This is a genomic window from Streptomyces sp. HSW2009 (assembly GCF_040240285.1).
GTDB lineage: Bacteria > Actinomycetota > Actinomycetes > Streptomycetales > Streptomycetaceae > Streptomyces.
The window spans coordinates 1-5,641 of record NZ_JBEHZD010000508.1; the positions used below are offsets into that span (position 1 = coordinate 1).

Here is a 5,641-nt window from a genome sequence, read left to right on the forward strand (position 1 = left end):
ATCCCAGACAGGGATGACCGCCCCGCGGTTCGTCGTGGATGATGGAGGGAGCTGTCTAGCTGGGGGAGGTTTCAGGGTGGCGTTCCAACCGTGGCAGGGCGGGCAGCCGGCCCAGCCGACGAACAACTCACCGGCGATGCGGGCCTCGCACGCCGACCGGGAGCGCGCGGTCGACGTGCTCAAGGCGGGCTTCGCCGAGGGGCGGCTGCCGCAGCCGGAGTACGAGCAGCGCATCACCCGGGCCTATCAGGCGCAGACGTACGGTGAACTCCAGGTACTGGTAGGGGACTTGCCGCAGGGTCCGGTCCCGCAGGTGCAGTTCACGCCGCGGCCGGTGGCCCCGGCCGTGCCGCAGACGTTCCTGCCGGTGCCGCCGCGGACCAACAGCAGCGCGACGGGGGCCCTGGTCTGCGGCATCCTCGGCACCATGGTCGGCATCACCGCGATTCCGGCGGTGGTCCTGGGCCACAAGGCGCGTGCGGAGATCCGGCGCAGCGGCGAGCAGGGTGACGGGATGGCGGTCGCCGGGTTGGTGCTCGGCTATCTGGTGATCGGCTTCGTGGCGCTGCTGGTGGCGGCCGTGGTGCTGGCGGTGGGCCTGAGCTGATCGGGCTGCCGGCCGCTCGGGTGGTGGGTCGCCCGAGCGGTGGGCCGGCCGGTCGGGTGGTCCGCCGCTCGGGCGCGCTCGCGCTCGTGGGGGCCTGCGAGGGCCGGTGGGGCGCGGGATGTGACGGCCGGATGTCGGGGGGCGTTCGGCGGCTGAGACACGGTTCCGCGGCGGGGATGGGCGCACTACGGTAGCGACAGCGCCGTAAGCCGCCCGGCGTGTCCTACGCGTGTGCATTTGTTTTGACCACAGCCGATGCGGTAGGTACGCTCTGACCTTGTGCCTGGCGTGTCCCTGGGCTCCCGTGCGCGCACACTTCCTCGATCTTCGTCGGGGTGAGGTGTCCGAGCCGGAGTCCGGAGGAGTTCCCCCAGTTTCTGGGGGACCGAGGTGTTCTGCACCCAGACTCCGCACTCTCTCGCTCATCGCAGCGGTCTAGAGCGCGCGACACACCCGACCGCGTGGGTCGGAGAAACCCCAGGTTAGCTTTACTAGACGGCACACAGAAACCGGAGAAACGGTGCCTACGATCCAGCAGCTGGTCCGCAAGGGCCGGCAGGACAAGGTCGAGAAGAACAAGACGCCTGCGCTGGAGGGTTCCCCCCAGCGTCGTGGTGTCTGCACGCGTGTTTTCACGACCACCCCGAAGAAGCCGAACTCGGCCCTGCGTAAGGTCGCGCGTGTGCGTCTGACCAGCGGGATCGAGGTCACCGCTTACATTCCGGGTGAGGGCCACAACTTGCAGGAGCACTCCATCGTGCTCGTGCGTGGCGGTCGTGTGAAGGACCTGCCGGGCGTTCGCTACAAGATCATTCGTGGCTCGCTCGACACCCAGGGCGTCAAGAACCGCAAGCAGGCTCGCAGCCGCTACGGCGCCAAGAAGGAGAAGTAAGAATGCCTCGTAAGGGCCCCGCCCCGAAGCGCCCGGTCATCATCGACCCGGTCTACAGCTCTCCTCTTGTCACCTCCCTCATCAACAAGGTGCTGCTGAACGGCAAGCGCTCCACCGCTGAGCGCATCGTTTACGGCGCCATGGAGGGGCTGCGCGAGAAGACCGGCAACGACCCGGTCATCACGCTCAAGCGCGCGCTGGAGAACATCAAGCCCACCCTTGAGGTGAAGTCCCGCCGCGTCGGTGGCGCCACCTACCAGGTGCCGGTCGAGGTCAAGCCCGGTCGCGCCTCCACCCTCGCGCTGCGCTGGCTCGTGGGCTACTCGCGCGCCCGTCGCGAGAAGACCATGACCGAGCGTCTGATGAACGAGCTCCTGGACGCCAGCAACGGTCTGGGCGCCGCGGTCAAGCGTCGCGAGGACACTCACAAGATGGCCGAGTCCAACAAGGCCTTCGCGCACTACCGCTGGTAGTCGCTACCCCCATCGAGAACCGAGAGAAGACTGAGCCAGATGGCCACCACTTCACTTGACCTGGCCAAGGTCCGCAACATCGGGATCATGGCCCACATCGACGCGGGCAAGACGACGACCACCGAGCGGATCCTGTTCTACACCGGTGTGAGCTACAAGATCGGTGAGGTCCACGATGGCGCTGCCACCATGGACTGGATGGAGCAGGAGCAGGAGCGCGGCATCACGATCACGTCGGCCGCGACCACCTGTCACTGGCCGGTGAACAACGTCGACCACACCATCAACATCATTGACACCCCGGGCCACGTCGACTTCACCGTCGAGGTGGAGCGTTCGCTGCGCGTGCTCGACGGCGCCGTGACGGTGTTCGACGGTGTTGCCGGTGTGGAGCCGCAGTCCGAGACGGTGTGGCGTCAGGCCGACCGTTACAACGTTCCGCGCATCTGCTTCGTGAACAAGCTGGACCGCGTCGGTGCCGAGTTCCACCGCTGCGTCGACATGATCGTCGACCGCCTCGGTGCGACCCCGCTCGTCATGCAGCTCCCGATCGGTGCCGAGGCGGACTTCAAGGGCGTGGTTGACCTCGTCCAGATGAAGGCCCTCGTCTACCCCGTCGAGGCCGCCAAGGGCGAGATGTACGACGTCCTGGACATCCCGGACACGCACGCCGAGGCCGCGGCCGAGTGGCGCGAGAAGCTCCTGGAGACCGCTGCCGAGGGCGACGAAGAGCTGATGGAGCTGTACCTGGAGGGCCAGGAGCCCACCCAGGAGCAGCTCAAGGCCGGCATCCGCCGCGCCACCATCGCCGGCAACCTCACCCCGGTCTTCTGTGGCACCGCGTTCAAGAACAAGGGCGTCCAGCCCCTGCTCGACGCGGTCGTCGCGTACCTCCCGTCCCCCGTGGACGTCGAGGGCGTGACCGGTCACAAGGTCGACGACGAGGACACCGAGATCTTCCGCAAGGCGTCGGACGAGGAGCCCCTCTCCGCGCTCGCCTTCAAGATCATGAGCGACCCGCACCTCGGCAAGCTCACCTTCGTCCGGATCTACTCCGGCCGCATGGACACCGGCACCCAGGTGCTGAACTCCGTGAAGGGCAAGAAGGAGCGGATCGGCAAGATCTACCGGATGCACGCGAACAAGCGTGAGGAGATCGACAGCGTGGGTGCCGGCGACATCGTCGCCGTCATGGGTCTCAAGCAGACCACCACCGGCGAGACCCTCTGCGATTCGAGCAACCCGGTCATCCTTGAGTCCATGAACTTCCCGGCCCCGGTGATCCAGGTCGCCATCGAGCCGAAGTCCAAGGGCGACCAGGAGAAGCTGGGTGTCGCCATCCAGCGCCTCGCCGAAGAGGACCCGTCCTTCCAGGTCCACACCGACGAGGAGACCGGCCAGACCATCATCGCGGGTATGGGCGAGCTGCACCTCGACGTGCTGGTCGACCGTATGAAGCGCGAGTTCAAGGTCGAGGCCAACGTCGGCAAGCCGCAGGTCGCGTACCGCGAGACGCTGCGCAAGGCCGTCGAGCGGATCGACTACACGCACAAGAAGCAGACTGGTGGTTCCGGCCAGTTCGCCAAGGTGCAGATCGCGATCGAGCCGCTTGAGGGCGACGGGTACGAGTTCGAGAACAAGGTCACCGGTGGCCGCATCCCGCGGGAGTACATCCCGTCCGTGGACGCTGGCTGCCAGGAGGCCCTGGAGTTCGGCGTGCTGGCCGGCTACCCGCTGACCGGCGTGAAGGTGACGCTGCTCGACGGTGCCTACCACGAGGTGGACTCCTCCGAGCTCGCGTTCAAGATCGCTGGCTCCATGGCGTTCAAGGAGGGTGCTCGGAAGGCGTCGCCGGCTCTGCTGGAGCCGATGATGGCCGTCGAGGTCACCACCCCCGAGGACTACATGGGTGACGTCATCGGTGACATCAACTCCCGCCGTGGCCAGATCCAGTCCATGGAGGACCGTAGCGGCGCCAAGGTCGTCAAGGGCCTGGTTCCGCTCTCGGAGATGTTCGGCTACGTCGGTGACCTGCGGAGCAAGACGTCCGGCCGCGCCAGCTACTCCATGCAGTTCGACTCCTACGCCGAGGTTCCCCGGAACGTCGCCGAGGAGATCATCGCGAAGGCCAAGGGCGAGTAACGTCGGCCCGTCCCCGCAGCAGTGGGGATGAGCCCTCTACGTTGCTCAGCCTTTAGGCTGGAGCAAAGGCATCGGGGCATTCCGCCACAGAACGCACCACGCTTCTGTGGCGGGGCCCCGGGCGCCGGCCCCCAAGCGAATTCGGCCAAGGGCATCCCCTCGGGGTCCTGGTCGGTTCGGTAAGACCACCTGAACCCATCCGCAAAGTGTGGGTGGAGTACAGCACCAGTCCACAGGAGGACCCCAGTGGCGAAGGCGAAGTTCGAGCGGACTAAGCCGCACGTCAACATCGGCACCATCGGTCACATCGACCACGGTAAGACGACGCTTACCGCGGCGATCACCAAGGTGCTGCACGACGCGTACCCGGACCTGAACGAGGCCTCGGCCTTCGACCAGATCGACAAGGCTCCTGAGGAGCGCCAGCGCGGTATCACCATCTCCATCGCGCACGTCGAGTACCAGACCGAGTCGCGTCACTACGCCCACGTTGACTGCCCGGGTCACGCGGACTACATCAAGAACATGATCACCGGTGCCGCCCAGATGGACGGCGCGATCCTCGTGGTCGCCGCGACCGACGGTCCGATGCCGCAGACCAAGGAGCACGTGCTCCTCGCCCGCCAGGTTGGCGTGCCGTACATCGTTGTCGCCCTGAACAAGGCCGACATGGTGGACGACGAGGAGATCATGGAGCTCGTCGAGCTTGAGGTTCGCGAGCTGCTCTCCGAGTACGAGTTCCCGGGCGACGACCTGCCGGTCGTCAAGGTCTCGGCGCTGAAGGCCCTTGAGGGCGACGCCGAGTGGGGCAAGACCGTCCTCGACCTGATGAAGGCCGTTGACGAGTCGATCCCGCAGCCCGAGCGCGACGTCGACAAGCCGTTCCTGATGCCGATCGAGGACGTCTTCACGATCACCGGTCGTGGCACCGTCGTCACCGGTCGTATCGAGCGTGGCATCCTGAAGGTCAACGAGACCGTTGACATCATCGGGATCAAGCAGGAGAAGACCACCACCACGGTCACCGGCATCGAGATGTTCCGCAAGCTGCTCGATGAGGGCCAGGCCGGTGAGAACGTCGGTCTGCTCCTCCGTGGCATCAAGCGCGAGGACGTCGAGCGCGGCCAGGTCATCATCAAGCCCGGTTCGGTCACGCCGCACACCGAGTTCGAGGCCCAGGCCTACATCCTCTCCAAGGACGAGGGTGGCCGCCACACGCCGTTCTTCAACAACTACCGTCCGCAGTTCTACTTCCGTACCACGGACGTGACGGGCGTTGTGACCCTCCCCGAGGGCACCGAGATGGTCATGCCGGGCGACAACACCGAGATGTCCGTCCAGCTCATCCAGCCGGTCGCCATGGAAGAGGGCCTGAAGTTCGCCATCCGTGAGGGTGGCCGTACGGTCGGCGCCGGTCAGGTCACCAAGATCAACAAGTGATCTGATCCCTCCGGGCCCCCGCCCCCCCCCCCCCCCCCGCGCCCCGGCCCCCGGCCCCCCCCCCCCGGCCCCCAAACCCCCCCCCCG

Annotated in this window: 5 protein-coding genes; all 5 read left to right on the top strand. The window is 66.5% G+C overall.

Annotation, left to right across the window (positions count from 1 at the left end):
• The first annotated feature begins 136 nt into the window (after window positions 1-136).
• The 5 genes from AAHZ94_RS27465 (at window position 137) to tuf (ending at window position 5,554) form a co-directional block, all read left to right on the top strand.
• Complete coding sequence (locus AAHZ94_RS27465; RefSeq protein WP_349996146.1) at window positions 137-607, top strand: DUF1707 and DUF4190 domain-containing protein; 471 nt, start codon at window positions 137-139, stop codon at window positions 605-607.
• A gap of 520 nt (window positions 608-1,127) precedes the next feature.
• Window positions 1,128-1,499, top strand: coding sequence for a 30S ribosomal protein S12 (rpsL, locus tag AAHZ94_RS27470; protein WP_003948652.1), 372 nt, complete (start codon window positions 1,128-1,130; stop codon window positions 1,497-1,499).
• 2 nt (window positions 1,500-1,501) lie between these two features.
• Window positions 1,502-1,972, top strand: coding sequence for a 30S ribosomal protein S7 (gene rpsG, locus AAHZ94_RS27475; protein ID WP_176163495.1), 471 nt, complete (start codon window positions 1,502-1,504; stop codon window positions 1,970-1,972).
• Between the two features lie 39 nt (window positions 1,973-2,011).
• Window positions 2,012-4,114 (top strand): elongation factor G, encoded by a 2,103-nt coding sequence (gene fusA, locus AAHZ94_RS27480; protein WP_349996143.1) that lies wholly within the window; start codon window positions 2,012-2,014, stop codon window positions 4,112-4,114.
• Between the two features lie 246 nt (window positions 4,115-4,360).
• Window positions 4,361-5,554, top strand: coding sequence for an elongation factor Tu (tuf, locus tag AAHZ94_RS27485; RefSeq protein WP_349996145.1), 1,194 nt, complete (start codon window positions 4,361-4,363; stop codon window positions 5,552-5,554).
• Window positions 5,555-5,641: the final 87 nt, after the last annotated feature.